The organism is Mesorhizobium sp. Root554, from assembly GCF_001427025.1.
Lineage (GTDB): Bacteria > Pseudomonadota > Alphaproteobacteria > Rhizobiales > Rhizobiaceae > Mesorhizobium.
In genome coordinates, this window is sequence record NZ_LMGA01000001.1 from 2,649,256 (window position 1) to 2,675,419 (window position 26,164).

27 protein-coding genes and 1 tRNA gene are annotated in these 26,164 nt (G+C 61.7%); 10 read left to right on the plus strand and 18 right to left on the minus strand.

The genetic code is table 11. From position 1 onward, the window contains the following. Window positions 1–14: 14 nt before the first annotated feature. Window positions 15–341 (minus strand): DUF883 family protein, encoded by a 327-nt coding sequence (locus ASD44_RS12970; RefSeq protein WP_056112594.1) that lies wholly within the window; start codon window positions 339–341, stop codon window positions 15–17. Window positions 342–455: 114 nt separating this feature from the next. Beyond that, window positions 456–1,214 (minus strand): Crp/Fnr family transcriptional regulator, encoded by a 759-nt coding sequence (locus tag ASD44_RS12975; protein WP_056116122.1) that lies wholly within the window; start codon window positions 1,212–1,214, stop codon window positions 456–458. Window positions 1,215–1,363: 149 nt separating this feature from the next. Between ASD44_RS12975 and ASD44_RS12980 the strand changes: the two genes are divergently transcribed. Further along, the gene (locus ASD44_RS12980; protein ID WP_244480485.1) at window positions 1,364–1,750 is read left to right on the plus strand and encodes a response regulator; all 387 of its coding nucleotides are present in this window, start codon (window positions 1,364–1,366) and stop codon (window positions 1,748–1,750) included. A 55-nt stretch (window positions 1,751–1,805) separates the two neighbouring features. Here the strand turns inward: ASD44_RS12980 and ASD44_RS12985 are convergent, their stop codons facing one another. Together ASD44_RS12985 and ASD44_RS12990 are read right to left on the minus strand one after the other, a co-directional pair. After that, window positions 1,806–2,354, minus strand: a complete 549-nt coding sequence (locus ASD44_RS12985; RefSeq protein WP_056112597.1) for a sigma-70 family RNA polymerase sigma factor — start codon at window positions 2,352–2,354, stop codon at window positions 1,806–1,808. 3 nt (window positions 2,355–2,357) lie between these two features. Next, on the minus strand, window positions 2,358–2,558 hold the full coding sequence (locus tag ASD44_RS12990; RefSeq protein WP_056112600.1) for a NepR family anti-sigma factor: 201 nt from the start codon (window positions 2,556–2,558) through the stop codon (window positions 2,358–2,360). Between the two features lie 214 nt (window positions 2,559–2,772). Between ASD44_RS12990 and ASD44_RS12995 the strand changes: the two genes are divergently transcribed. From ASD44_RS12995 to ASD44_RS13010, 5 genes are all read left to right on the plus strand, one after another. Beyond that, window positions 2,773–3,567: a response regulator gene (locus ASD44_RS12995; RefSeq protein ID WP_056112603.1), complete on the plus strand. Its 795-nt coding sequence runs from the start codon at window positions 2,773–2,775 to the stop codon at window positions 3,565–3,567. 87 nt (window positions 3,568–3,654) lie between these two features. Continuing rightward, on the plus strand, window positions 3,655–3,819 hold the full coding sequence (locus ASD44_RS18205) for a DUF1328 domain-containing protein (protein ID WP_082542470.1): 165 nt from the start codon (window positions 3,655–3,657) through the stop codon (window positions 3,817–3,819). Between the two features lie 239 nt (window positions 3,820–4,058). Continuing rightward, the gene (locus ASD44_RS13000; protein WP_244478773.1) at window positions 4,059–5,006 is read left to right on the plus strand and encodes a sensor histidine kinase; all 948 of its coding nucleotides are present in this window, start codon (window positions 4,059–4,061) and stop codon (window positions 5,004–5,006) included. Window positions 5,007–5,147: 141 nt separating this feature from the next. Continuing rightward, window positions 5,148–5,474 carry a hypothetical protein gene (locus ASD44_RS13005; protein WP_056112607.1) on the plus strand — a complete coding sequence of 109 codons (327 nt, stop codon included), beginning with the start codon at window positions 5,148–5,150 and terminating at the stop codon, window positions 5,472–5,474. Window positions 5,475–5,565: 91 nt separating this feature from the next. Then, window positions 5,566–5,814 carry a YMGG-like glycine zipper-containing protein gene (locus tag ASD44_RS13010; RefSeq protein WP_056112611.1) on the plus strand — a complete coding sequence of 83 codons (249 nt, stop codon included), beginning with the start codon at window positions 5,566–5,568 and terminating at the stop codon, window positions 5,812–5,814. 49 nt (window positions 5,815–5,863) lie between these two features. Here the strand turns inward: ASD44_RS13010 and ASD44_RS13015 are convergent, their stop codons facing one another. The 4 genes from ASD44_RS13015 to xylF form a co-directional block, all read right to left on the minus strand. After that, window positions 5,864–7,486: a CHASE domain-containing protein gene (locus tag ASD44_RS13015; RefSeq protein WP_056112615.1), complete on the minus strand. Its 1,623-nt coding sequence runs from the start codon at window positions 7,484–7,486 to the stop codon at window positions 5,864–5,866. A 107-nt stretch (window positions 7,487–7,593) separates the two neighbouring features. Then, window positions 7,594–8,382, minus strand: a complete 789-nt coding sequence (locus ASD44_RS13020) for an ATP-binding cassette domain-containing protein (RefSeq protein ID WP_056112618.1) — start codon at window positions 8,380–8,382, stop codon at window positions 7,594–7,596. A gap of 12 nt (window positions 8,383–8,394) precedes the next feature. Continuing rightward, window positions 8,395–9,711: a sugar ABC transporter permease gene (locus ASD44_RS13025; protein ID WP_056112621.1), complete on the minus strand. Its 1,317-nt coding sequence runs from the start codon at window positions 9,709–9,711 to the stop codon at window positions 8,395–8,397. A gap of 145 nt (window positions 9,712–9,856) precedes the next feature. Beyond that, window positions 9,857–10,897 (minus strand): D-xylose ABC transporter substrate-binding protein, encoded by a 1,041-nt coding sequence (gene xylF, locus ASD44_RS13030; RefSeq protein ID WP_056112624.1) that lies wholly within the window; start codon window positions 10,895–10,897, stop codon window positions 9,857–9,859. Between the two features lie 238 nt (window positions 10,898–11,135). On the opposite strand from xylF, the gene ASD44_RS13035 reads away from it, so the two are divergent. After that, on the plus strand, window positions 11,136–12,380 hold the full coding sequence (locus ASD44_RS13035) for an ROK family protein (protein WP_056112627.1): 1,245 nt from the start codon (window positions 11,136–11,138) through the stop codon (window positions 12,378–12,380). 6 nt (window positions 12,381–12,386) lie between these two features. Here ASD44_RS13035 and phoB read toward each other — a convergent pair whose 3' ends face one another. From phoB to ASD44_RS13070, 7 genes are all read right to left on the minus strand, one after another. Then, window positions 12,387–13,076 carry a phosphate regulon transcriptional regulator PhoB gene (phoB, locus tag ASD44_RS13040; RefSeq protein ID WP_056112629.1) on the minus strand — a complete coding sequence of 230 codons (690 nt, stop codon included), beginning with the start codon at window positions 13,074–13,076 and terminating at the stop codon, window positions 12,387–12,389. 17 nt (window positions 13,077–13,093) lie between these two features. Continuing rightward, window positions 13,094–13,795, minus strand: coding sequence for a phosphate signaling complex protein PhoU (phoU, locus tag ASD44_RS13045; protein ID WP_056112632.1), 702 nt, complete (start codon window positions 13,793–13,795; stop codon window positions 13,094–13,096). 30 nt (window positions 13,796–13,825) lie between these two features. Next, complete coding sequence (gene pstB / locus ASD44_RS13050) at window positions 13,826–14,638, minus strand: phosphate ABC transporter ATP-binding protein PstB (RefSeq protein ID WP_056112635.1); 813 nt, start codon at window positions 14,636–14,638, stop codon at window positions 13,826–13,828. Window positions 14,639–14,644: 6 nt separating this feature from the next. Next, window positions 14,645–15,490: a phosphate ABC transporter permease PstA gene (gene pstA / locus ASD44_RS13055; protein WP_056112638.1), complete on the minus strand. Its 846-nt coding sequence runs from the start codon at window positions 15,488–15,490 to the stop codon at window positions 14,645–14,647. A gap of 1 nt (window position 15,491) precedes the next feature. Beyond that, window positions 15,492–16,481, minus strand: a complete 990-nt coding sequence (gene pstC / locus ASD44_RS13060; protein ID WP_056112640.1) for a phosphate ABC transporter permease subunit PstC — start codon at window positions 16,479–16,481, stop codon at window positions 15,492–15,494. A gap of 60 nt (window positions 16,482–16,541) precedes the next feature. Then, entirely contained in the window at window positions 16,542–17,600 is a 1,059-nt protein-coding gene (gene pstS / locus ASD44_RS13065) for a phosphate ABC transporter substrate-binding protein PstS (protein ID WP_056112643.1), read from the minus strand. Window positions 17,601–17,880: 280 nt separating this feature from the next. Continuing rightward, window positions 17,881–21,642, minus strand: coding sequence for a PAS domain-containing protein (locus tag ASD44_RS13070; RefSeq protein WP_056112645.1), 3,762 nt, complete (start codon window positions 21,640–21,642; stop codon window positions 17,881–17,883). A gap of 186 nt (window positions 21,643–21,828) precedes the next feature. Between ASD44_RS13070 and ASD44_RS13075 the strand changes: the two genes are divergently transcribed. Continuing rightward, window positions 21,829–22,173: a hypothetical protein gene (locus ASD44_RS13075; protein ID WP_156459844.1), complete on the plus strand. Its 345-nt coding sequence runs from the start codon at window positions 21,829–21,831 to the stop codon at window positions 22,171–22,173. Between the two features lie 38 nt (window positions 22,174–22,211). Here the strand turns inward: ASD44_RS13075 and ASD44_RS13080 are convergent, their stop codons facing one another. From ASD44_RS13080 to ASD44_RS13090, 3 genes are all read right to left on the minus strand, one after another. Then, the gene (locus ASD44_RS13080) at window positions 22,212–23,108 is read right to left on the minus strand and encodes a DUF2865 domain-containing protein (RefSeq protein ID WP_056112650.1); all 897 of its coding nucleotides are present in this window, start codon (window positions 23,106–23,108) and stop codon (window positions 22,212–22,214) included. Window positions 23,109–23,455: 347 nt separating this feature from the next. Continuing rightward, window positions 23,456–23,530 (minus strand) — tRNA-Glu (locus ASD44_RS13085). Between the two features lie 53 nt (window positions 23,531–23,583). Beyond that, on the minus strand, window positions 23,584–23,961 hold the full coding sequence (locus ASD44_RS13090) for a hypothetical protein (protein ID WP_056112654.1): 378 nt from the start codon (window positions 23,959–23,961) through the stop codon (window positions 23,584–23,586). A 27-nt stretch (window positions 23,962–23,988) separates the two neighbouring features. Here ASD44_RS13090 and ASD44_RS13095 point away from each other — a divergent pair, with 27 nt between their 5' ends. Together ASD44_RS13095 and rpoH are read left to right on the plus strand one after the other, a co-directional pair. Further along, entirely contained in the window at window positions 23,989–25,047 is a 1,059-nt protein-coding gene (locus ASD44_RS13095) for an RluA family pseudouridine synthase (protein ID WP_156459845.1), read from the plus strand. A gap of 193 nt (window positions 25,048–25,240) precedes the next feature. Then, window positions 25,241–26,152 carry an RNA polymerase sigma factor RpoH gene (rpoH, locus tag ASD44_RS13100; protein WP_056112657.1) on the plus strand — a complete coding sequence of 304 codons (912 nt, stop codon included), beginning with the start codon at window positions 25,241–25,243 and terminating at the stop codon, window positions 26,150–26,152. The last annotated feature ends 12 nt before the right edge of the window (window positions 26,153–26,164 follow it).

A 26,164-nucleotide genomic window follows, 5' to 3' on the forward strand; every position in this document is an offset into this window, starting at 1 on the left:
ATTTCGGCGCGATCCTAGCGGCGTGAAAGCAAAGCGAACAGGAAGCCGACGCCTGCGGCGATCGCCAGCGACGTCACCGGCTTTTCGCGCACGTTGGCGAGAACCTGCTCTTCAAGATCGCGGGCATTGCTCTTAAGGCTTTCCATGGCCGCCTCACCCTGCACGCGCAGTTGCTCCACACCTTCGGTGGCTGCACGTTTGGCGGTGCCGTAGCTATGCTGCCCCGTCGCGGCCAGCTGCTTGGTCAGCTTTTCGATGTCTGCCTTGAGCAGCTTGATGTCGGCTTCCAGATCGGATGTCGACCTGCTCTCGTTGACGGTCTTTCCAGCTACAGTGGCCATACTGAACTCCTTGTTGTGTATGCCGGTTGAAACGTCCGTCGCCGGGCAAGGTTCCGGATTGAATCATCTCCTTTGAAATCCTTCGGCAGAGAAGGCAACAAAGGCACGAAACGATCAAATCAAAGGCCGCTTGCCTTCGCCGAGCCCTTCCCATCCCGCCAGTTGGCGCAGCCCCTTGGCGTCAGTCACTTCGCAGCCATCCTTCCAGACGATCAGCTTGCGTTCGACGAGCTTGCGGATCGTCTTGTTGGTGTGCACGAGCGAAAGACCGAGCGTATCGGCGACATGCTGCTGGGTAATGGGGATTTCGATCGGCTTTTTGCCGTTGAGACCCACACCGACGGCACGATCGGCAATGAAGGCGATCAGATAGGCGGCGCGCTCAAGCGCCGAGCGGCGGCCGATGGAGAGAAGGTTCTCATCCAGCATGCGCTCCTCGCGCGACGCCAGCCAGGTTATGTCATAGGCAAGCTCAGGATGCCGTTGGTACAACTCCGGCAGTTCATCCCGCTGGAACATGCACAAAAGCATGTCCGAAAGCGCCTCGATGGAATGCTGCATCTCACCCATGATGCTGCCCTGTAGGCCGATCAGATCGCCAGGCATCACATAGTTGAGGATTTGACGGCGCCCGTCGGACAAAAGCTTGTAGCGGAAACCCCATCCCGAAAGAACGGTAAACAGATGGGCGCTGTGACTGCCCTCGACAAGAACGGTCGCGCCTTTGGCGGCGGCAAGCTCGCCCTTCTTGAACTTGCTGATGAATGCCAGTTCCTGCGTTTCGAATTCGCGGAAAAGCGGAAGCGGCCTCAGCGGGCATTCTTCACACGGATATCGGCGCGTGGAAAAAACACGGTCTTTCTGGCCCGACATTTCCATCATCTCACTAAGATACTGATTTTCAATAGCCTTTTCAGGCCAGGAATTTTAGCGAAGTCTCAATCACTGTACATTTTTTTTAAATGACAGCGTCGCCAATTCCGTTCATGAGTCAGACTGATTTTCAAGGAGTTATTGTTGAAGTGTCCCTTTTGCTGAATGGCCTGCGCGTGCTCATTCTCGAAGACGAGTTTCTTATCGCCATGGACGTCGAACAATTGTGCCGTGACCATGGCGCAAGCGACGTTTCCATTGCCCGCGATCTTAGCGAAATTGACGTCGGCCAGGTCAAGGCTGCCTTTGACGTCGCCATCGTCGATCTCATGCTGAACGGCACTTCCACCGTCGAATTCGCCGCCACCCTGCGCGACCACAAGGTCCCGTTCGTCTTCGCCTCTGGCTATTCCGACACCCCTGAACTTCTGAGCGCCTTTCCAGGGGTCAAACTGGTGGCGAAACCATATTCCGGCGAAGATCTGGTCGAGGCGGTCGCTTCAACCTGCGGTCGCACCTCGGTGCCGGCAAGCTAGAGACATCCGTCCGGCATTTTCTGCCGGCTTTGGTTAAGGTGCTGCCGGCCGCGGGTCAGGCGGCGGAAGAACCCATGACCTGGGAGGATATAGCGTCCGGGCCGTACTCGTCCTCGCCCGAAATCTTCAGGATGTCCTGCAGCTTGGTGCGGGCGCGGCTGACGCGGCTCTTGATCGTGCCAACGGCGCATCCGCAAATCTCGGCCGCTTCCTCATAGGAAAAGCCCGAGGCTCCGATGAGGATGATCGCCTCGCGCTGGTCTTCGGGAAGCTGTTCCAGCGCGCCGCGAAAATCCTTCAGGTCAAGCTGCCCATGCTGGGCGGGGTGGACGGCCAGGCGGCTCGTCATGATGCCTTCGCTGTCCTGGACCTCACGGCCACGCTTGCGCATCTGCGAATAGAATTCGTTGCGCAGGATCGTGAACAGCCAGGCTTTCAGATTGGTGCCGGGTTGAAAGCTTTCATGCTTGTCCCAGGCCTTGACCAGCGTTTCCTGGACCAGATCATCCGCCTTGTCGGAATTTTGCGTCAGTGAGACGGCAAACGCCCGCAAGGACGGAATGGAACCGAGAAGATCGGTTTTGAAGCGCGGTGATACGGACATGTTTCAGTCCTTTTTCTGCGCGGGTTCAGAATTCTCCAGCTGCGACAGGAGCTGAGCGAAACGATCGGGAACGTCGTCCGAAACCAGCTCGTCATAATATTGCTTGAGCTTGCGCCCGATTTCGGAGTTCGATCCGAGAGGGTTCGCCGAACCCGCCCGGCGCGGCGGCGCGCCGGCGATCGTATCCTTGCCCATGGTCTTCATTCTGCCTTGTCCCGTCCCCAAACGCTTCTAACACTCAACTCCGGGCACACAAAACCCCTCGTCAGGTAGCCCGATTTTTGGCCTAAACGCTTTCGCACGGAACTGGTTCCCACAAGGTGGAACTTTTTCCCGGTATCGGCGTTCTCGAGTATGGGATTTGGAAACTGCCCGCACCGCAATTGATCTTTCACGTCACATGAGGGAGACGTCAACCATGAGCCTATCCGCTACCATCGCCCCACATCTGCCTTACCTGCGAAGGTTTTCACGAGCCGTTTCGGGATCGCAGGAGAGCGGCGACGCAATGGTTGCGGCGATGCTGGAGGCAATCATCGCCGATGTGGGGATTTTCCCGCGGGCTTCCAATGACCGCATTGCCCTCTACCGCATATTCGCCAAGCTGTTCACATCCGTGGCCATCCGCGTTCCCCAGGAACAGAGCCAATCCGCATGGGAGCAACGGGCAGTGACGAATCTCAATGCGCTGGCCCCGCTGCCGCGCCAGGCTTTTCTTTTGGTGGCCGTCGAAGGCTTCAGCGAGGCCGAAGCGGCCGAGGTCCTCGATGTCAGCGAAGAGGAGTTCACCGAGCTTCTGTCGCAGGCCAGCAACGAGATTTCACGGCAGGTCGCCACCGATGTCCTCATCATCGAGGATGAGCCGCTGATCGCCATGGATATCGAGGAAATGGTCGAAAGCCTCGGCCACCGCGTCGTCGGAACGGCGCGTACCCATGCGGAGGCTGTGGCCATGTTCGGCAAGACTCGCCCGAAGATGGTGCTGGCCGACATCCAGCTTGCCGATGGCAGTTCCGGGCTTGAAGCCGTCAACGAGATCCTCTCCTCGACCTCGGTGCCTGTGATCTTCATCACGGCATTCCCGGAGCGTCTGCTGACCGGCGAAAGGCCGGAGCCGGCCTTCCTGGTGACGAAGCCCTTCAACCCCGACATGGTCAAGGCGTTGATCAGCCAGGCGCTGTTTTTCGACCGCCATGCGAAAGCCGCCGCCTGACGCTGCATTTCCTTCTCTTTTCGGCTAATCGACGGAACTAACGCCACCGGCTTTGCGTTTTGTCGCATCATTGGAAGGAGATGGAACATGCTTTATTGGGCGCTCGTTTTTCTGGTTGTAGCCATCATTGCGGGCGCGCTTGGATTCGGCGGTATTGCGGGAGCATCCGCCGGTCTCGCGAAGATATTGTTCTTTGTCTTCCTCGCCTTCCTGGTCATTTCGCTGCTGGCGGGTCTTTTCCGTCGCGCCTGAACACTGGAAGCCGCACCCCCTCAAACGGTTTCCAGCCACCGCCGGGCAGTGTTCCGCAATGGAACGCCGTCCGGCGGAACTTTTTGGGATCAGCTTACGAATTGTCAACGGAACCTATCCCTGCCTGTGCCGTTCCAAGGAAATGGCATGGGAAAAACCGGATATTCCGTCTGAAACGAAGCTGGCAGGCCCCTGAGATGTCTGAGGAAATCGTTAGCCTGCCGAGCGATCGAGGTGAGATGCTTGGCCGCGCAATGATGCATGCGCTGCGCAATGCCGGTGTTTCCGTTCTTTACCAGGATCCCGAACTCAAGGCTGTCTGGGCGCGCAACATGCGCGCCCCCTGGATGACAGAGGATGAAGACCGCAGCATCCTTTCCCCCTCCCAGAACGAACAAATCCTCACGTCGCGCCGCGCCGTGGTCGCCAACGGACAGTCCGAACGGTTCGAACTCACCGTCGTCGCCGACGACAGGATCCGCTGGTTCGAGGTATGGGTCGATGCGGATCTGGACGAGACCGGCAAGATTCAGGGCGTGATTACGACCAAGATCGAAACGACAGAACAAAAGCAGCGCGAGCAGACCCTGAAAGTGTTGCTGCGCGAAGTCAGCCACCGTTCGAAGAACCTTCTGGCGATCATCCAGAGCATCGCCACCCAGACAGGTCGCTATTCGGAGACCATAAGCGACTTTCTCGGCCGCTTTCGCGGCAGGCTGCAATCCCTGGCCTCCTCCCAGGACCTCGTCACCTCCTCGAACTGGCGCGGCGCCGAGTTGCGGGAACTTGTGACGGGCCAGGTCGGCCGCTACGGGTTCGATCCCGCCCGCGCCCTCCGTTTCCAGGGCATGAACCCCTACATCAATCCCAATGCAACGCTCCATATCGGCCTCGCCATGCACGAACTGGCGGTCAACTCGGTCAGCTACGGTGCGCTGTCGCAACCGGAAGGCTTCGTCGAAATCAGCGCCGATTTCGAGGCGGAAGGCGAAGGCAGGATACTTGTCCTGACCTGGCGCGAGGCGATCTCCGCCGGCGACAGCGTTCGCAATGAGCGCCGCTTCGGCAGCGTGGCGCTCGAGCGCGTTGTGCCGGCCTCGCTCAATGGCAGCGCCACGCTGGATATTTCCAACGACAGGCTGGAATATCGCCTCGTCGTTCCGCACGGAAATTTCGAGGCAGCCTGACCGCGTCTGCCTGTCGGTCTGGCTGTCGGCTTGCGTGAGACGCCCGGCATTCGACCAAGGTTGCCCGTCCATCCACTGACTTTTGCGCCCTACGGAACTTCGGCGCGGGAAATCCGTTTCTTGTGGCGAAAGGATCCAGCGATGGAACATATTGCTGCAGTGCTTCTGATTATCGGCTGCTCGAACGATCTTTCCCAGTGCCGCGAACTGCCCGCACCGGTGACCATCTTCGAAACCGCGGACGAATGCATGAGCGAACGCCCGTTCACTCTGAATTCGATGGGAAAGGCGGCAGAACGGGTTCTGGGTACTTGCATCGCCGTGGACCCGGCTCTCGAAGAGGAAGAAGGTGAACTGGTCTGGAACGTCAATCCGGATGGGTCTCTCAATGCCGCTTTCGAAACGCCGGCAGTGGTTGTCGCATCAAATAACTTGCGCCAACAAAAAGACTATCTTAGCCAAGAATAGTCTATTGCGGCCGGCCACCGCCCTCTCGTGCTAGAGGTTGGAGGACATGCCGTAAGGCAGAGACGTTTTTCAAAGCGAGAGGAGTGACTTCATGCGGAAGCTCATGTTGGCCGTTGCCGCCGTTGCGGCGCTTAGCGGCTGCACCACGACCGAACAGGACGTGGGTGTTGGTACGGCGGCAGGCGCGCTGATCGGCGGCGCCGTTGGCGGTGGTCGAGGCGCCCTTATCGGCGCCGCGGTCGGCGCCGGTTCAGGCCTTCTGGTGCGCAATCTGCGCAACGGCTATTGCCAGTACCGCAGCCCGCGGACGGGCCGTATCTATACGGCGCGTTGCAACTAAGCATCGAGAAGAGGCCGGCTTTGCCGGCCTCTTTTTTCCAGCCTTGATTCTAGGCCTTCAGCGGAATGCTGATGGCGACCTTGAGACCATCGGCGTGGAAATCGCGCTCGATGGTGCCGCGCAGTTCGCGCGTGATGTTCATGTCGATAAGCTTGGTGCCGAAACCGGTTGTCTGAGGCGCTTTGACATCCTTGCGGCCTGTCTCGCGCCAGTTGAGCCGAAGCATGCGGTTCTGCCCGATACCTTCGACGCGCCAATTGACCTTCAGCGCATCGGTGGAATTGCCGGCATCGCCATATTTAAGCGCGTTGGTGGCCAATTCGTGGAAAGTCAGACCCAGCGCCTGCGTGGTTGTCTCGTCCAATAGCACTTCCGGACCTGAAAGCAGGTCGTCGGGCAGATCCTTGCCGAACACCTGGCCCAGCTCGATTTGCAACAGGTCGCGGAGGTCGGCTTTCTGCCAGCGTGAGCGTGTCAGCATGTCCTGTGAGGCAGCCATGGCCTGCAGGCGCGCGGCGAAGGAATTGGAGAACTCCTTGATGTCGGCGGCGCCCGCCGCCGTTTGACGCGCCATCGCCAGCACGCGCGTGATCGAGTTCTTGATGCGATGCTTCATTTCCTGGAGCATCAGATCCTTCTCCAGCAGGCTCTTCTCGGATGTCTCGTGCATTTCTGCGACCGCCTCGAAGGCGCGCTGCTGGAAGCGGGCGACCAACGCAATGGCGCCTGCGAGCAGAAGGCCGAACAGGCCGAGCATGACCGGAATGCCGCGTGAGGATGGCGGCGAGAAACCGCTGGTTGGCCGGAACTGCACGACCCATTCGCGCCCGGCAACGGCAATTTTTCGGGTCACCACCAGATCGGCGCCGATGGAATGGACCGGAGGGGTCTCCGATCGGAAGAGCAGGTTCTGGCCTTCGCCGCTGGTGTCATAGACCTCGATGTTGACCGGCAGTAGCGGGGCACGGTTCAGAGCAACCTGGAAAAGCTCCCGGGCGCGGAAGGCGGCGTAGAGGAAGCCGGTCGTCGCCGGGCGGTCGGCATCGATGCCGTCCGGCGCCGTCGCCGCGTTCAGACGGACGAAGACGAGGAAACCGGTGAAGGTCTGACCGGCCTGCGTCGCTTGGCCGAGCACCACCGGGCCGGTCGCGTGCTGCTCGTCGTCCGTCATCGCCTTTTCCAGCGCCGCCCGTCGTTCGGGGTCGGTCGCCATATCGTAGCCGATGGCAGCGCGGTTCGAGGCATCCAGCGGCTCGAACATCACGATCGGCGTGCGCCATGGCAAGGTCGTCGCCGGATAGACCGCCCGCATCTCCCCGATATTGCGCTGAATCTCGCGCTGGGCGATGATTTCGTCGCCGGTTTTAACCAGCTTCAACATGCCGATGCCGCGCAAGCCGGCAAAATGGCCATCTATGTCGAGCGCGTTGAAGAACGAACTGAACTCGCTGCGCGAAACGTCGCTCTTGCGCACATCGAACAGCGCCTTGGTCGAGCGCAGCAGCGAAAGATGGAGGTCGGCGCGGCTTTCGATGCGGTTCAGCGCATCGTCGGCGACCGCGTCGAACTTGATGCGCGCGGCTTCCTGCGTTGCGAAATAGGCGAACCCGGCCATCGCAAGGCTGATCAGCGCAACGGCGACAAACGCTATAACTGGGAAAAGTTTTTTCAACGGTGGATGCGGGCCCTGCGGTTCCGCACCTTATTAGCAAGTCCTTACGCCAACACAATGGCGAGCGTCACACTGTCGCCGCAGAGCCGCGGGCCCCTTGTGCCGGTTCAGGCTGCGATCTTGAGCGCGCCGGGGCCAGGTATGGCGCCGGGCGGGCATTTGCCCAGGATGATCATGCCGAGCACCTCGTCCTGGGTGACGTCCTGCGTGCGTGCCGTGCCGACCACCTGCCCGTTCTTCATGACGCAGACCCGGTCTGCCAGGTCGAAGACATCGTGGATGTCGTGACTGATCAGGAAGATGCCGATGCCATCGGCCTTGAGTTGCTTCACCAGTTCGCCCACCTGGGCCGTTTCCTGTGGTCCAAGCGCCGCCGTCGGCTCGTCCATGATCAGGATACGGGCGTTGAACAGGATGGCCCGGGCGATGGCGACCGACTGCCGCTGGCCTCCGGAGAGCTTCACCACCGGCTCCTTGAAGCGCTGGAAGCGCGGGTTGAGCCGCCCCATCACCTTGCGGGCTTCCGCCTCCATGGCGACGTCGTCCAGCGTGTTGTACTGGGTCATGATCTCGCGGCCGAGAAACAGATTGGCAGCCGCATCGACATTGTCCGCCAGCGCCAGCGTCTGGTAGATCGTCTCGATGCCGTATTTCTTGGCGTCGCGCGGATTGTTGATCTGCGCTTCCTCGCCATTGACGAATATCTGCCCGGCATCGCGCTTGTAGGCGCCGGAGAGTATCTTGATGAAGGTCGACTTGCCGGCGCCATTGTGGCCGAGCAGCGCCACCACCTCGCCTGGATAGAGGTCGCAGGATGCGCTGTCGACGGCGCGGATGCCGCCGAAAGCGATGGAGATGTCCTTCATTTCGATGAGCGGAGTACCGGTTCGGTCCATGATCCTGCTCCCTCAGACGCGTTTGCGATAGAAAGTATCAAGCCAGACGGCGACGACAAGCACCGCGCCGACAACGATGTTCTGCAGCGGCGTGTCGATGCCCAACAGCACCATGCCCGATTGCAGCGACTGCATCAGCAGCGCGCCCAGCATGGCGCCGATCACAGTTCCCGAACCGCCGGCGAGCGACGTGCCGCCGATGACCGCCGCCGCGATGACCAGCAGTTCGTCCAGCGTGCCCAGCGAGTTGGTCGAAGCATTGAGGCGGGCCGAGGAAATCGCCGCGGCGATGGCGCCCAGGACGCCCATGATCATGAACACCTTCATGGTCACCCAACGCGTGTTGATGCCGGCGAGGCTGGCCGCCTCCGGGTTGCCGCCGATGGCGAAGACGTAACGTCCGAAACGCGTGCGGTTGGTGACGAAGGTCATGACGATGCCGACAATGACCGCGATCAGCACCGGAATGGCGATGCCGTGGGCGATGAACAGTCCGCCTTCCGGAACCGGGATGCCGCTGGCCTCGGCGTAGCGTTTCACGATGCCAGCCGGCCAGGGATAGGAATTGGCGATCCAGACGGCGCCAAGGATGACCGCACAGGCAACCGCGCCGAGGAAGGCTTCAGCCCATACGGGGCGGAGCGGGAATTTGAAGCGCTTGCGCTGGGTGCGTCCGTTGAGAAGCAGCCCGACCACCGCGGCGCAGGCGACCAGCCCTACGACCCAGCTCCACATCGAGCCGATCGATCCAGCCGGCCCGCCGCCCATGAGCTGGAAGGTCGAGTCGAGCGGCGCAACCGTCTGTCCGCTGGTGACCCACCACGCAGCGCCACGCCAGACCAGTAGGCCGCCCAGCGTGACGATGAAGGCCGGGACGTCGAGATAGGCGATGATGAAACCCTGGAACGCGCCGATCAGAAGGCCCACCGCCACGCCAACCGCCAGCGCAATGACCCAGATCCAGGGGTTTCCGAGATCGAACCCCATGACGCGGATCAGTATATGCGCCTGCGTCACGCCCATGATCATGCCGACGACGCCTTCCAGCGAGCCGACTGATAGGTCGATGTTGCGCATGACGATGACCAGCACCATGCCGGTGGCCATGATGGCGACCGAGGACGACTGCACCGAAAGGTTCCAGAGATTTCGCGGCGTCAGGAACAGGCCGCCTGAAAGGAAATGAAGTCCGACCCAGATGATGATCAATGCGGCGACCATCCCGAGCATGCGGGTGTCGAGCTCGGTCGCCTGAAGAAAGCGGCCGACGGCATTGAGCTCGGAAGCGCGGGCCTGGTCCGCGCGGGCGCTGGACGTCGAATCTGTCATGAAATCCTCCCACCGGTTTGCCGTCTGGCGCGGATGCCGGAAGCCGATCGTAGCTGCATTCCCTTCGTCCCGGAAGCGGAAAGCACCTTGAGAAACGCCGCGACCGTGAGGCCGCGGCGTCGTTTGCTGGACAAGGGCCTGCGGCTTAGTTGCAGACCGAAACGCTGCCGGCCTTCACGCCGGTGCAGACCGCGTCCTTGGAAATCCAGCCGGCGTCGATGACGACGTTCAGATTGTCCTTGGTGATGGCGACCGGGGTCAGAAACACCGACTTGACGGTGTTTCCGCCAGGCGTGGTGAAATCCTTTGCCCCGGCGATGTCGCCCATGGCCTTGCCGTCGGCGAGCTGCGAGGCGATTTCGGCGGCGTTCTTGCCAAGATCGCGCGCATCCTTGAACACCGACACCGTCTGCGTACCCAGCGCGATACGGTTCAGCGCGGCATGGTCAGCGTCCTGGCCCGAAACCGGAACCGAGCCGGCAAGGCCCTGTGCCTGAAGCGCTGCGATTGCGCCGCCGGCGGTGCCGTCATTGGCAGCAACGACAGCGTCGACCTTGTTGTCGTTGGCAGTCAGGAACTGCTCCATGTTCTTCTGGGCGTTGGCAGGCAGCCAGCCGTCGGTATAGGCCTCGCCGACATTCTTGATCTTGCCGGCGTCGATGGCGCCCTTGAGAACTTCCATGGCGCCAGCGAACAGGAAATCGGCGTTCGGATCGGCGCCCGAACCCTTGATGAACACGTAGTTGCCTTCCGGCTTGACAGCGAACACGGCCTTCGCCTGCAAACGGCCGACTTCCGTGTTGTCGAAGGTCAGGTAAAAGGCATCCTTGTTTTCGATCAGGCGGTCGTAGCCAACCACCGGAATGCCTTCGTCGACGGCCTTCTGCACAGCCGGACCAATGGCGGAAGCGTCCTGCGCCAGGATGATGAGCGCGTTGGCGCCCTGGCTGATCAGGCTTTCCACATCGGCAAGCTGCTTGGTCGGGTTGGACTGGGCGTCGGCGGAGATGTATTTATCGCCAGCGGCTTCGATAGCCTTCTTCATGGCCGCCTCGTCGGTCTTCCAGCGCTCTTCCTGGAAGTTGGACCAGGACACGCCGATTACCTTGTCTTTCGCATGGGCGACGGACGCCAGCGTCAAAGACAAAGCAACACCCGCCAACATGGCGGTTGCAAATTTCCTCATGATTTCCTCCCTGCGCCGCTCGGCGCTGACTAATTGGCCTTAAGACCCGTACAGAAGCTCTTTTTTTCGAGCCTCAAAAAAAATCATGACGTAAGGATTGGCAGCTGTCAACGGATTTCCTTTTCGGATTTCTATTTTTTCGAGTTCCGAAAAAATAATGACAGCCCGCGTGGCTTCTGCCACAATTGACATCTTGCCGATTGCCGTGCCCTAGCAATCGCAAGGGGAGGAAATAACGATGTCGGTGGGAATCCGCCACGACGACTTGCGGCGGCGCAATCGTGCCATGGTCATCTCTGCCGTGCGCCGGGACGGCCAGCCTTCACGCACCGAGATCGCAGCGACGACCGGTCTCAGCCACTCGACCATATCGGCCATATCCTCCGACCTCATCGGCGAATGCGTGTTGATGGAAGCGCGCGGCGAAACAACGTCGTTGAAGCGCGGCCGTCCGCAGGTCGCGCTTGCGCTCAATCCGGATGCAGCCGTGGTTGCCGCCGTGGTCCTCTCCCTCAATTTCCTCTCAGCCGCGATCATCGACTATACCGGCCATGTGGTAGCCGAGGAGCATCGCCGGCTCGACACCCAGCATATGGGTCGCGAAGACCTCATCCAGCAATGCATCGACATTGTCGGCCAAGGCCTGGACCGCCTGCAACTCAGCGGCCGCCGGGTTCTGCGCATCGCGCTCGCCGTACAAGGCATCACCGACGCTCAGGCCCGCATCCTGCTCTGGACGCCGATCACCCCTCACACCGACATCCCGTTCGCCGACTTGCTGGAAGCCCGCTTCGGCATTCCGGTCATCGTCGAGAACGACTGCAACATGATGGCCGAGGCGCTGCGCTGGCGGAACCCCGAGCGCTACCGTGAGGATTTCATCGCCATCCTCCTCTCCCACGGCATCGGCATGGGCATGATTTTGAAGGGCGAGTTGTTCACCGGCACGCATTCTTCCGGCGGTGAGTTCGGCCACATGATCCACAAGCCCGATGGCGCGCGCTGCCGCTGCGGCCGACGCGGCTGCGTCGAAGCCTATGCCGGCAATTACGCCATCTGGCGCAATGCCCATGGCCTCGCCGAAAGCTCCGAACCGGCAGCCAACATCGTCGATGACGACATGCAGGCGCTTGCCGCCTTGGCGCGCGAAGGCGATGGCCCCGAACGCGAGGCCTATCGTACGGCCGGCGAAGCGCTGGGTTTTGGACTAGGCAGCCTGTTCGCGCTGATCGATCCTGCGCCTGTGGCCGTGGTCGGCATCGGCGCTGCGGCATTCGACCTTATCGAGCCGTCATTGCGCGCGGCAATCGCCAGAACGGCTGGCGGCCAGCATTCCGGTTCGATCTCCTTCGACACCGAGCCCGACGAACGGCCGCTCATCCGCGAAGGCTGCGCCATGCGGGCGCTCACCTTCGTCGATCAGGAGATCTTCGCACCCGGCAGTCAGCCGCAGGAATCGAGCAGGCAGGCGGCTGCTATTTGATGAAAGTCAGTCCTCGCGGATGGCGTAGCCGGCGCCACGGATCGTGCGGATGACGTCCGGCATCCGCCCTGTGTTGACCGCCTTGCGCAACCGCCCGACATGCACGTCGACTGTGCGCTCGTCGATATAGATCGTCTCGCCCCAGACATTGTCGAGGAGCTGGCTGCGCGAAAACACCCGGCCGGGGTGCCGCATCATGAACTCGAGCAGCCTGAACTCTGTCGGCCCAAGGCGGATCTCGCTCTTCTTGCGGTAGACTCGGTGCGATTCCCGGTCGAGCACGATGTCGCCGACCTTAAGCACTGAAGACAGAACCTCGGGCTTTGCCCGGCGCAGCAACGCCTTCACCCGCGCCATGAATTCCGGCGTCGAGAACGGCTTGACCAGATAGTCGTCGGCCCCGGTCGAAAGGCCACGCACCCGGTCGCTTTCCTCGCCGCGCGCCGTCAGCATGATAACCGGCAGCCGCTCGGTTTCCGGTCGCATCCGCAGACGCCGGCAAAGCTCGATACCGGAGACCGCGGGCACCATCCAGTCGAGGACGAGGAGATCCGGAACGTTCTCCTGCAGCCGGATCTCGGCCTCGTCGCCACGGGTTACGACTTCGACATGGTAGCCTTCGGATTCGAGATTGTAGCGGAGGAGGACGCCCAGCGGCTCCTCGTCCTCCACCACCATGATACGCGGTGCAATCATTGCTAGCCTTTCAGCCGTCACGCAGCCGGCGCTGCCGTCTCGTCAAGCTTGGGCCTGTTCGGCGGCAGTTGCTCGCCCGTCAGCACATAATAGGCGTTTTCGGCGATGTTGGTGACGTGGTCGCCGATCCGCTCGAGATTCTTGGCGCAGAACAGCAGATGCGTGCAAGCGGTAATGTTGCGCGGGTCCTCCATCATGTAGGTCAGGAGCTCGCGGAACACCGACGTGTATTTGACGTCGATCCGCTCGTCGTCGGTTCTCAGCTTGGACAGGGCCGGCGCGTTGCCGACGCTGTATTCGTCTACCACCGCATGGACCTGTTCCAGCACCAGTTGGGCCATCGATTCGATCGAGTGCGACAGGTCGCGCGGAACGGTGTGTTCGCCGACCGCGCCGACACGCTTGGCGATGTTCTTGGCCAGATCGCCGATTCGCTCCATGTCGCCGGCCATGCGAATGGCGCCGAGTACAGAACGGAGATCATCGGCCATCGGCTGGCGTTTGGCGATAAGCGTGATGGCGCGGCCGTCCAGTTCACGCTGGCGCGCGTCCATGATGGCGTCATCGGAAATGACGTGCTGCGCCAGCGCATTGTCGGCGCCGAGCAGAGCCCGCGTCGAGCTGCCGACCATCAGGCCGGCGAGCTCGCCCATCCCGTGGATGAGCTTGCTGATCTGGGCGAGATCTTCGTCGAAGGATGCGACCGTATGTTCGCTCATTGATGCTGTCCTCGTATGACGCGGGCGAAATCAGCCGAACCGGCCGGTGATGTAGTCCTGCGTGCGCTTCTCGCCCGGCGACGTGAACATCTTCTCGGTCTTGTCGTATTCGATCAGTTCGCCGAGATACATGAACGCCGTCTGGCTGGAGACGCGCGCCGCCTGCTGCATGTTGTGGGTGACGATGACAATCGTGTAGTCCACCTGCAACTCATCGATGAGTTCCTCGATCTTGGCGGTCGATAGTGGATCGAGCGCCGACGCCGGCTCGTCGAGCAAAATGACCTCCGGCTTCACCGCCACGGTGCGCGCGATGCACAACCGCTGCTGTTGGCCGCCCGAAAGGCTGAGGCCGCTGGCGTCGAGCTTGTCCTTGACCTCGTTCCACAGCGCCGCGCGATGCAGCGCCTGTTCGACCCGGACGTCCATTTCCGACTTCGAAAGCTTCTCATAAAGGCGGATGCCGAAGGCGATGTTCTCGTAGATCGACATCGGAAACGGCGTCGGCTTCTGGAACACCATGCCGATCTTGGTGCGCAGCAGGTTGAGGTCCTGCGAACGGTCCAGGATGTTCTTGCCGTCGAGCAGGACCTGCCCGTCGGCGCGCTGCTTCGGATAGAGCTCGTAGATGCGGTTGAAGACGCGCAGCAGCGTCGATTTTCCGCAACCCGACGGACCGATGAAGGCGGTGACGCTGCGGGCCGGAAGCGACAGCGATATGTTCTTCAGCGCCTTCGACTCACCGTAGTAGAAGTTGAGATCCTTGACCTCGATCTTGGTGGTTTTGGGAGCGAGGGCGATGGCATCTGACATGGCGATTTCATTGGACAGCATCGGTTTCATATCTCTCTAGGTCCTGCGTCCGGTGAGGCTCCGGGCGATGATCGACAGCGCCAGAACCGTGAGGGTGATGATGAGCGCGCCCGTCCAGGCCAATTGCTGCCATTCCTCATAGGGGCTGAGCGCAAACTGGAAGATGGTGACCGGCAGGCTGGCCATGGGTGCGTTGAGGTTGCTCGACCAGAACTGGTTGTTCAGCGCCGTGAACAGAAGCGGCGCGGTTTCGCCGGATATGCGGGCGATGGCCAGAAGGATGCCGGTGACGATACCCGAAAGCGCGGCGCGGTAGGCGACCGAGCGTATGACGATCCAGCGCGGCGCCCCGATGGCCGCACCTGCTTCGCGGAGCGAATTCGGCACCAGTGTCAGCATGTCTTCCGTGGTGCGGACCACAACCGGTATCACGAGGATGGCCAGCGCGAACGAGCCGGCGATGGCTGAGAAATGTCCCATCGGCCGCACCAGCAGCTCATAGACGAACAGGCCGACGATGATCGAGGGCGCCGAAAGCAGGATGTCATTGATGAAACGCACCACCACGGTGAGCTTCGAGAACCGGCCATATTCGGCCATGTAGGTGCCGGCCAGGATGCCGATCGGTGTGCCGACGATAATGCCGATCAAAGTCATGGCGATGGAGCCGGCGATGGCGTTCAGCAGGCCGCCGGCGTCGCCGGGCGGCGGCGTCATTTCCGTGAAGACGGAAAGCGAAAGACCGGCGACGCCCTTCCACAGAAGCGCGCCGAGGATGAGCGCCAGCCAGGCAAGGCCGATGCCGGCCGCCGCCATGCACAGCGTCATCATCACCGAGTTTCTGGCCTTGCGGCGGGCATGAAGCGATGAAGCGTTGGACATGTCAGGCTCCGGCGCGACGTTCGAGGCGCAGCAGCATGAAGCGCGCTATCGCCAGGATGAAGAAGGTGAGGATGAACAGGATCAGGCCGAGCGCGACCAGCGAGGACGTGTAGAGCGTCCCGTCGGCCTCGGTGAATTCATTGGCGATGGTGGCCGAGATCGTCGTTCCCGGCGCAAACAGCGAAGCGCTGATGCGATGGGCGTTGCCGATGACGAAGGTCACAGCCATGGTTTCGCCAAGCGCACGCCCGAGGCCCAGCATGACGCCGCCCATGATGCCGATGCGCGTATAGGGAATAACGACGCGGCGCGTGACTTCCCAGGTCGTGCAGCCGATCCCGTAGGCCGACTCCTTCAGAACCGCCGGCACCGTATCGAAAACGTCCTTGGTGATGGAGGTGATGAAAGGCAGCACCATGATCGCGAGGATGAGCGCCGAGGTCAGCATGCCGATGCCGTAGGGCGGTCCGGCAAACAGGCTGTTGAGGCCCGGGACGCCATGAAAGACATTGATGATGAAGGGCTGCAGGGTCGTCTGCAGGAAGGGCGCGAAAACGAACAGGCCCCAGATGCCGTAGATGATGGACGGGATGCCGGCCAGGAGCTCGACAGCGATGCCGATGGGGCGCTGGAGCGGGCGGGGGCAGAGTTCAGTCAGGAACACGGCAATGCCGATGCCGATGGGAACAGCGATCAGGATGGCGATCGCGGCCGTCACAACGGTGCCGTAGATCGGAGCCAGGGCGCCGAATTTCTCCGTCACCGGGTTCCAGGATTCGGTGGTCAGGAACGAGAAGCCGAATTTGGAGAGCGCTTCCCACGAACCAACCACAAGGGAGAAGCCGACACCCCCGAGGATGAGCAGCACGAGAATGGCGGCGCCGCGTGTGCTGTTGCGGAACAGCGAATCCGTAAGCGCGAACCGCCGGACCCGGCTTTCCCTGGCCTGGGCGGCAAGCGACGATGGCATGGCTTCGGCAACGATGGTCATGGATTCTCACTTTCGAAAGAATGGGGAGGGCGCGGTGCGCCCTCCCCGCCAGACGTGATGTCACATTGCCGAGTAAAGCGGCTTGCCGTCGCTGCCGACGATGTCCTTCGACCATGTCTCTTCGATGCTCTTCACGACATTGTCGGGCATCGGCACGTAGTCGAGGTCGGCCGCCACTTCGTCGCCCTTGCTGTAGGACCAGGAGAAGAACTTGAGGGCTTCACCGGTTGCAGCCGCATCATCCGGCTTCTTGTAGACCAGGATCCAGGTCGCGGCCGTCATCGGCCAGGACTCGGCGCCCGGCTGATTGGCGAGGATGACGCCGTAACCGGGCTGCGAGCTCCAGTCGGCATTGGCTGCCGCTGCCGAGAACGATGCAGCGGTCGGCTCAACCTTCTTGCCGTCCTTGTTCATCATGTCGGTGTAGGTCAGCTTGTTCTGCTTGGCGTAGGCGTATTCGACGTAGCCAATCGCACCGCTGGTCTGGGCAACGTTGTTGGCGACGCCTTCATTGCCCTTGGCGCCGATGCCCACCGGCCATTCGAGCGCGGTGTTGACGCCGACCTTGCTCTTCCAGTCGGCATTCACGTCGGCGAGATAGTAGGCGAAATTGAAGGTGGTGCCGGAACCGTCCGAACGGTGAACGACCGCGATCGCCTGATCGGGCAGCTTGGCGTCCGGGTTCAGCTTCTGGATCGCTGCGTCGTTCCAGTTGGTGATCTTGCCAAGGAAGATATCGCCGAGCGTCGCGCCGTCGAGCACGAGCTGGCCGGGGGTGATGCCTTCAAGGTTCACGACCGGCACGATGCCACCCATGACCATCGGGAACTGGGCGAGGCCCGTGGCTTCGAGGTCTTCGCCCTTCAGCGGCGCGTCGGTGGCGCCGAAGGTGACGGTCTTGGCCTTGATCTGCTTGATGCCGCCGCCGGAGCCGATCGACTGGTAGTTGAGACCGATGCCGGTCTCCTTCTTGTAGGTGTCGGCCCACTTCGCATAGATCGGATAGGGGAAGGTCGCGCCGGCGCCGGAGATGTCCGCGGCCATGGCCGCCGAAAGGGTGATGGTGGACGCCGCAGCCATTGCGATCGCAACGGCCGCAGAGCGGATGAAATGTCTCATTTGGCCTGCTCCTGTTCGGAATATGGTCTCTAGACGCCATGTTGTTTCAGCGTCACGGGAGGCCATAAACTCGGTTTATTACAGTCGCATGACAGTTTCGTGTCGGGTCGGTAACGCCGCACAGCCCATCGGCGGTGACATGGGCTGAAAGGGCACAAGCCGGTTGGCGATTTCTTTTTGAATCAAAGGTTTTACGGTCAAAGCGCGCCCGCTGCGGATTTGAAGCGGACGCTTTTGCATAAAATCCGGATCCGATCGGGCCGGACGGCGGGTGCTCGGCTCAGGCGGAACGCTGTCCCGCTTCCGTCGTCCCGATCCACAATTCCAGCTTCTCCAGCAACGCTTTCGGGCTGATCGGCTTGGAGAGGTAGTCGTCCATGCCGGCTTCCAGGCAACGATCGCGGTCGCCCTTGAGCGCATGCGCGGTGACGCCGACGATCGGCACCCGTGCGGCCGCGCCCTCGATCCGGCGGATTTCGGCGGTGGCCTCCATGCCGTTCATCTCCGGCATCGAAACATCCATCAGGATCATGCGTGGCTTCAGCTTGCCCCAGGCATCCAGCGCCTTGCGGCCATTGCCGACGATCTCGAAGCTGTAGCCCGTCTCGCCGAGTATCTGGGTGAAGACGAGCTGGTTCACCTCATTGTCCTCGGCAACGAGGATGTCTATGCCTGCACCCGGGTTCATCAGGGCGCTGGACCGCGGACGCATCGCCGGCGGCTGCAGCGACGCGCGCTTCGGATAAAGCGTCGAGGGCGCGAGCACAGGACTGCCCAAAGCCCCGACCTCCTGTTTCGAAGGCTCGTCCGGCTGCGCGTTCGGCATGCCTGCGGTGTGATGGCGCTGGATGGTCGCGACCAGGGTCTCCAGCAGCGCCGAGGAACGCGCCGGCTTGATGAGCTGCGCGTCGATCTGCAGGTCGCGGTAGTTCGAGCCGGCGAACTGATCGACAGAAGTCAGCATGATGATCGGCGTATCGGCGATGCCTTCGGTGCTGCGCACGATCTGCGCCATTTCAGCGCCGCTCATGCCCGGCATCTGATAATCGAGCACCACGCAATCGACCGATACCCCATAGGCGGCCGCGGCGATCAGCACCTTGAGACCCTCCGCGCCGCTCTCGGCGGCGCAGGAATCGAATTTCCACGACGTCATCTGTTCCGTCAGTATGGAGCGGTTGACGGCATTGTCGTCGACGATCAGCACCCGCGCGCCGGTCACGTCGATCGGCGTGATGCGCTGCATGCCCTGGTTGTCGGCTCTCGGCAGGGTCATGGTGAACCAGAAGGTGGAACCCCGGCCTTCGGCGCTTTCCAGGCCGATCTCGCCGCCCATCAAGTCAACGAGGCGCGAGGTGATGGCGAGACCCAGCCCCGTGCCTTCATGACGGCGGGTGGAAGAGGTGTCCACCTGGCTGAATTTCTCGAAGACCAGCCTCAGCTTCTCCTCGGGAATGCCGATGCCCGTGTCGGTAACCGAGATTTTCAGCTTGGTGCCATCCGGCATCGTGGTGCCTTCGACATCGACGAGAACGTGGCCCTCGTCGGTGAACTTCACCGCATTGCCGAGCAGATTGGTGACGATCTGGCGGATGCGTCCGACATCGCCGACGAACAGGCCGTCGAGACCAGGTTCGATCCGAACGATCATCTCCAGGTCTTTTTCCTTCGCCCGTGTCGAGACCAGCGTGGCGACGTCTTCTATCGCCTCGGCCAGATTGAAGGGTGCGGGATCCAGCACCAGCTGGCCGGCATCGATCTTGGAGAAGTCGAGAATGTCGTTGATGATGGTCAAGAGCGCATTGCCGGACTTCACGATGATATCGGTGAAGGTTCGCTGTTTCGGGTCAAGCTCCGACTTCGCCAGGAGTTCGGCCATGCCGAGCACGCCGTTCATCGGCGTGCGTATCTCGTGGCTCATATTGGCCAGGAATTCCGACTTTGCCCGGTCGGCCAGAACAGCGCGCTGCCGCGCCTCCTGAAGCTCCGCCTCGCGCTGCTTCAGCAGCGTGATGTCCATCGTCGAACCGATGAGATAAAGCGATCCGTCGGAAGCGATCATTGCCCCCTTGCGCGCAAACTGGTGCCGGATGGTTCCATCCTGAGCCGTCACCGTCTCCTGGATTTCCTGGGTCTCGCCGGTGCGCAGCACGGCAAGGTCGCCTTCCACGAAAGCTTCGCCCTCGACGCCGAACATCTCGATATCGGTCTTGCCGATCGCGTCTTCCTTCGAGATGCCGGTCAGATCGCACCAGCCCTGGTTGACATAGAACTGCCGCAGGTCCGAGCGCTTGGCGTAGATCGATACCGGGACGTTGTCGATGAGGCTCCGGAACACCTCGTTTTCGCGCATGCTTTCCTGCAGCGCGCGCTCGCGTTCCTTGACATCGCTGATGTCGGCGCTCGATCCGATGAGGTGGACCGACCCGTCCTGCGCGACCAGCCGGCTCTTGCGGGTGACCAATTGATGGGTTTTTCCGTCGCGGCCGGAAACCGATTCCTCGATTTCCTGCACCAGACCGGTCTTTGTCACTTCGGCGTCGTGTTGTGCGTAGCGATCCGCATCGGCCGTCTTGAAAAGGTCATGATCGGTGCGTCCGACCGCCTCTTCCTTGGCGATGCCCGTCATGGCGGACCAGGCCTTGTTGACGAATTCGATCCTGCGTTCGGCCGTCTTGATGAAGGCCGCGACCGGCAGCTCATCCATGGCATGCCGGAACAGGTCGATCTGCCGCATGGAATTGTGCAGCGCCAGTTCGCGCGCCTTCAGTTCGGAGATATCGAACACGAAGCCCGCAACATAGTTGCGGCCGCTTTCCAGCTTGACCCGGTTCTTGCGCACAATGCGGGAACGTCCGATGCCGCCGAGCTCGAAATTCTCCTCGACCTCATAGGGATCGCCGGTATCGAGCACATGGTGCTCGCTTTCCTCGAACAGCTTTGCTTCGTGAGACGGCAGGAAGTCGCCGATCCGCCTGCCGAGCATCGACTGCGGATCGGCGGAATAGATCGACGCAAGCGCCTCGTTGACGAACACGAAGCGCAGCTCCTCGTCCTTGACGAAAATCGGGTCCTTGACGTTGTCCATCACCGCCGCGGCCAGACGCGACTTTTCAAGCGCTTCGGCGAGATCGGCCTCGCGCTGCTTCATCTCGGTGACGTCCACATAGGACACAAGCCGTTTGCCGCCGGACAGCGACGTGACCGAAAAGATCATCGTGCAGCCGTCGGCGCGCTGGAATTCCCGCGGAGCGACATCGCCCGCCCGGATTTCCGTCAGCCGTGACGAGACATAATTTTCCCACTCGTCGTCGGCCACCGCGTAGATGCCATTGTGGCGGTTGGCGTCCATGATCTGGCGCAGCGAAACGCCGACATGCATCTGCTCGGGCGTCAGCTTCCAGATGTCGTAGAAGGCGCGGTTGATGATTTCCGTCTTGAGATCCGCATCCAGAATGAGGATGCCCATCTTCATGGCGTCGATGGTTCTTTCCAGATCGTAAAGCAGATGCCGTCCGCGCTCGACGGCGTCGAGCAATTCATCCTGCTGTTCGGGGCGGCCATCCCGCCTAAGCTCCATGACCGAATGGCTGAGTGCGGTGACGTTGCGGGCCAATCCGCGATATCCGAGAAAGGCGCCTTGCTCGTCAAAGCGCGGCAGACCGGTGATCGACACCCACCGGCATTGCGGATGGGCGTCCTTGATTTCGTACACAAAATCCTTGAACGGTCGCCGCGCCTCGAGATCCTCGAGATGGGCGGCGGCGGCCTGACTGCCTTCCGAAACCCGCTTGAGAAAATCGAAGCGGAAACGGCCGATCACTGTTGCCGGATCGATGCCGGTTTCGCTCTGGTAGTTGTCCGAAAGCCAGGAAAACCGCAGTTCGGCGTCCGTTTCCCAAAGCCAGTCGCTGCCGGCTTCAAGCAGGTCCCAGGCCGATTCGGAAAGGGGTGAGCCCGACATGCGTCCGGCGACGGACGTCCCCTCGCCGGGGGACCCGCGCGACCCGCCTGTCCCGACACTGCCCTCTGTCTTTCTCATCCCTACCCGCCTAGAACGCCAGGCCCCTCCGCGGCCTTGGTTAACATCGGCGACAAGCATTAATTATCGACTAACCTTAATGAAGTTGCGCCGCCGCAATAGTCATGTCTGAAACTTCATCCGCGGCTTTACCAAGCCCGCAATCCGAATTGCCATCGGCACCGGCAGCGCGATACTATGGTCGGGATGGCGCACATACCGAAGCTTTTGTTCCTGATTGTTCTGGCGCTGGCTGCGAGCGGATGCTCGCGCAGCAGCGATGGCAGCGTGGTCATTCCCAAGCAGGTGGACATGAGGCGGATATGGGACCGCGAACCGCCGGTTCAACGCGTGCTACTGGGCCAGAACCCGGCTGTCTTCCCCGTCTCGCCGCAAGCCAGCCAGCCGCGCCGCGTCGTGGCCGTGGCGCCGCGCACACGCCGTGCGCCCATCCGTACGATGCGGGCGAGGAACGAACCGGTTACGAGTTCACCGTTGAACTGCCGCAATGTCAGCGAACCCGGAAAACGGGTGCGGATGGTCTGCGACTAGCCAAGATAACCGCTTTCGATAAGGACCGACGGCGGCTTTTATTCGTCCGGAAAGAACGCCGGGCCGACCATGCGGACCTGCCGTGTGGTGTCCAGCTTTTCTAAGGAAGCGTTCTGTGCTTCCCCTTGCGCTTCTTCACTGATCGCGCTCGTACGCTCGGCAATTTCCGGCCGGGAAGCCGGCAATGGAATGATGGCGTTCTTCATGTTCGTCGGCGTAACGGTCCGCGCCCGCAGCTCGGCGACGCGGTCATAGTAGCGCTTCAGATCGCATGCCCTGAAATTGGCGTCTTCGCGATAGCGGAATGCCGCCGGAAGCTCCTTGTAGGGTCTGCGCTCCCCGACAGAGACCATCTCCTCGGTCTCCAGGCTGAGGTCGCTGAGCGAATACACGTCGACCGCTGCAGCGTCGCAGATGTAGCGGCACTGATCGAGGGTATCCTCGACGTCGTCCTGCTTGGCGAACTGCGATTTCGGCGCCGGAAAATAGTAGCCGTCGGACTGGCGCACGCAAAACAGCACAGCACCGCTGGCGACATAGCTTCCGCTCGGACGCTGTTCCTGTTTGATCGTTTCAGTCCGTTCGCGCCGCGCCGCGCCGTTGTCGCAGCCGAGCGATGCATATCGCGCCCTCAGCCTTGATGCGTCCCTCACCCCGGAAGCCTCGGCGATCTGCCGCTGCACTGTTGCCTGGCGGCTGGCGATGTCGCCACATGCGTCGAAGAACCCGCCGGAGCCGCCGCCGCTGCATCGGCGCTGGCGTTCCAACCCCTTCAGCGCGACAAGCTGGCGCCTGAGCGCCGCCACCTGCGCACTGTTGCCGCCGCTGCCGCTATTACGCAGTTGGCTGGCAATGGCGGAGCAGGCATCCGCATAGGAAACCGTCACGCTGGCGGCAAGCGAACATAAAGCGAGAATGGTCGCGAAAACCAGCAAACGAACCGGGGCCGCAGCCCGCTTTGTTCCACAGGAAACCGCACAATTGCCTATGGTCTGTCCGCGCGCATGGCTTGCGCACCTGCCAGACGACTCCGCCGCCGAGGAAAACATGTTGCCGACCTTCAAACCTGAGACCGGGACTATACTTACGACGCCCGAAAAGTTCGAGTCTTCATTGGGCCCGATTCATTACAGGATTAAGAAGCCGTATGCGGCCCATGAACCAATGGCCGGCATCACACTGCGGTTTCCCGAAAACTCTGGGCATTTTATGATTAAGAACCGAGGCCGAAAAGCCGTTGGCGCGAAGGCGCTGATCGGTAGGTCGCTGGAAAAGGGAATTCTGGTACGCCCAAGGGGAATCGAACCCCTGTTCCCGCCGTGAGAGGGCGGTGTCCTGACCGCTAGACGATGGGCGCAGCCGAGACCGGCGATATAGTCTGGCGGTTTGCAAAAAGCAACAGCGGCCGAACTAGCGATTGCGAACGGCGAAGCGTCCGATCATGCGCTTCTCGCCCAAGTCGTAGACGAAGATCGAGCGGCTGCCGTCGGCGAGTTCCGCGTCGATGGATATGCGATTGCCGGAAAGAGACTGCGACACCACCCTGGAGCCCGGCGGCAGCACGATATCGCCTGTTGCCGGCTCTCCGACCGGCGCCTGGATGTCGCCTGCGGCGGGGGCCGGCGGCGCGGCGGTGCGTGACTTGTAGACAAGCGCCGCGACCACCACCATAAGGGCGAGGAACAGAAGGCCGAGATTGATGGCCATGAAGCGCACCATCTTGCGGCGCACCTTCTCGACATTGGGGTCGAGCGGCTTGTCTTCTTCGTCGGTTTGAACACGCGCCATGGCGGAAATTTCCGGAATGGGTTTTCGATGATTGCACCTGATAGCGAAGGGCACCGGCAATTGATAGAGGACAGATCGGGCGCGGCAGGCCCGGTGACGCTCCAGGCCGGCGACGATGCCGAAGGCCAGCGGCTCGACCAGTGGCTGGCGGAAAAGCTTGCCCCCGGTCTGTCGAGGACGCGGGTTCAAGCTCTCATCAGGCACGGCGCGGTGCATGTCGGCGGCAAGGTCGCAACCGAGCCCAAGCAGAAGCTGACGGCCGGCGCCGGGATTTCGATCGAACTTCCAGAGCCCGAACCGGCTGAACCGCAGGCCGAGGACATCCCGCTCGACATTCTCTATGAGGACAACGCACTCATCGTCATCAACAAGCCAGCCGGCCTGGTGGTGCATCCCGGCGCCGGCAACTGGACCGGCACGCTGGTCAATGCGCTGATCCATCATTGCGGCGACACGCTTTCCGGCATCGGTGGCGTGAAACGGCCCGGCATCGTCCACCGCCTCGACAAGGACACCAGCGGCGTCATGGTCGTCGCCAAGACCGACCGCGCCCACCGGGTGCTGTCAGACGCCTTCGCCGACCATGGCCGCACCGGGGATCTGAAGCGCGCCTACGTGGCGCTTGTCTGGGGCATCCCCCAGCGCGTCACCGGTACGGTGGATGCGTATCTCGGCCGCGCCGCCGACCGTATCCGCCGCGCCGTGGTGCCGGAAGGCCGCGACGACGCCCGCCATGCCGTCACCCATTACACGGTTGAGGAGCGTTTCGGCGAAGGGCAGAAGGAGTTCGCCTCCGCCAGCCTGGTCGAATGCCGGCTGGAAACCGGCCGCACCCACCAGATCAGGGTGCACATGGCCCATATCGGTCATCCTCTGGTCGGCGACAGCGACTACGGCCAGGCGTTCAAAACCAAGGCCAACCGTCTGCCGGAGCCGCTGAAATCCGAGGTCCAGGCCTTTCACCGGCAAGCTTTGCATGCCCGCCTGCTTGAATTCTCCCATCCCGATACCCACATGACGATGAGGTTCGAGGCGCCGATGCCGAAAGACATGGAGACTCTCGCCGGCGGCTTTCGCAAACTCTGAACCGGGATCCAACCACCAAAACCTGAGCCGTATTGTTCACTTTGGCGTGACACACTGTTTCGCATTGAACAAATGCTGTCTTTTCTGGTTTTGTTCCTGTATAAATCGATTAGCGAGGATGCGCCGTTCGGCATCCGCGCCATATGCCCGCCGCGTTTTGGGGGCATCACTCTAAGAGAGGGAGGGCGCTATCATGGCCCAGTCACTACCCAGTATCGTTTCCGGCGAAGGCGGCCTCAGCCGCTACTTGGAAGAAATCCGCCGCTTTCCCATGCTGCAGCCGCAGGAAGAGTACATGCTCGCCAAGCGGTATAATGAGCATGAGGACACCGGCGCCGCCCACAAGCTCGTCACCAGCCACCTCCGGCTGGTCGCCAAGATCGCCATGGGCTATCGCGGCTACGGCCTGCCGATCGGCGAGGTGATCTCCGAGGGCAATGTCGGCCTCATGCAGGCCGTCAAGAAGTTCGAGCCGGAACGCGGTTTCCGGCTGGCCACCTATGCCATGTGGTGGATCAAGGCCTCGATCCAGGAATACATCCTGCGCTCGTGGAGCCTGGTCAAGATGGGCACGACCGCCAATCAGAAGCGCCTGTTCTTCAACCTGCGCAAGGTGAAGGGCAAGATCCAGGCGCTGGACGATGGCGACCTGAAGCCGGATCAGATCACCGAGATCGCCACTCGGCTGAATGTCTCCGAGGCGGAGGTCGTTTCGATGAACCGCCGCCTGTCGGGCGACGCCTCGCTCAACGCGCCGATCCGCGCGACGGAGGGCGAAAGCGGTGAATGGCAGGATTGGCTCGTCGATGACCATGAAAGCCAGGAAGACATGCTCATCGAGCAGGACGAACTGGAGAACCGGCGCGGCATGCTGTCGGGCGCCATGGCCGTCCTGAATGATCGCGAGCGCCGCATCTTTGAGGCCCGCCGTCTCGCCGAGGACCCGCTGACGCTGGAAGAACTGTCCAGCGAGTTCGACATCTCCCGCGAGCGTGTCCGCCAGATCGAGGTTCGCGCCTTCGAAAAGGTGCAGGATGCGGTCAAGGCCGCCGCCAAGCGGCAGGCACAGTCGCTGCGCACCATTGAGGCGCAGCCGGCCGCGTAAGCGGTTCGAAAT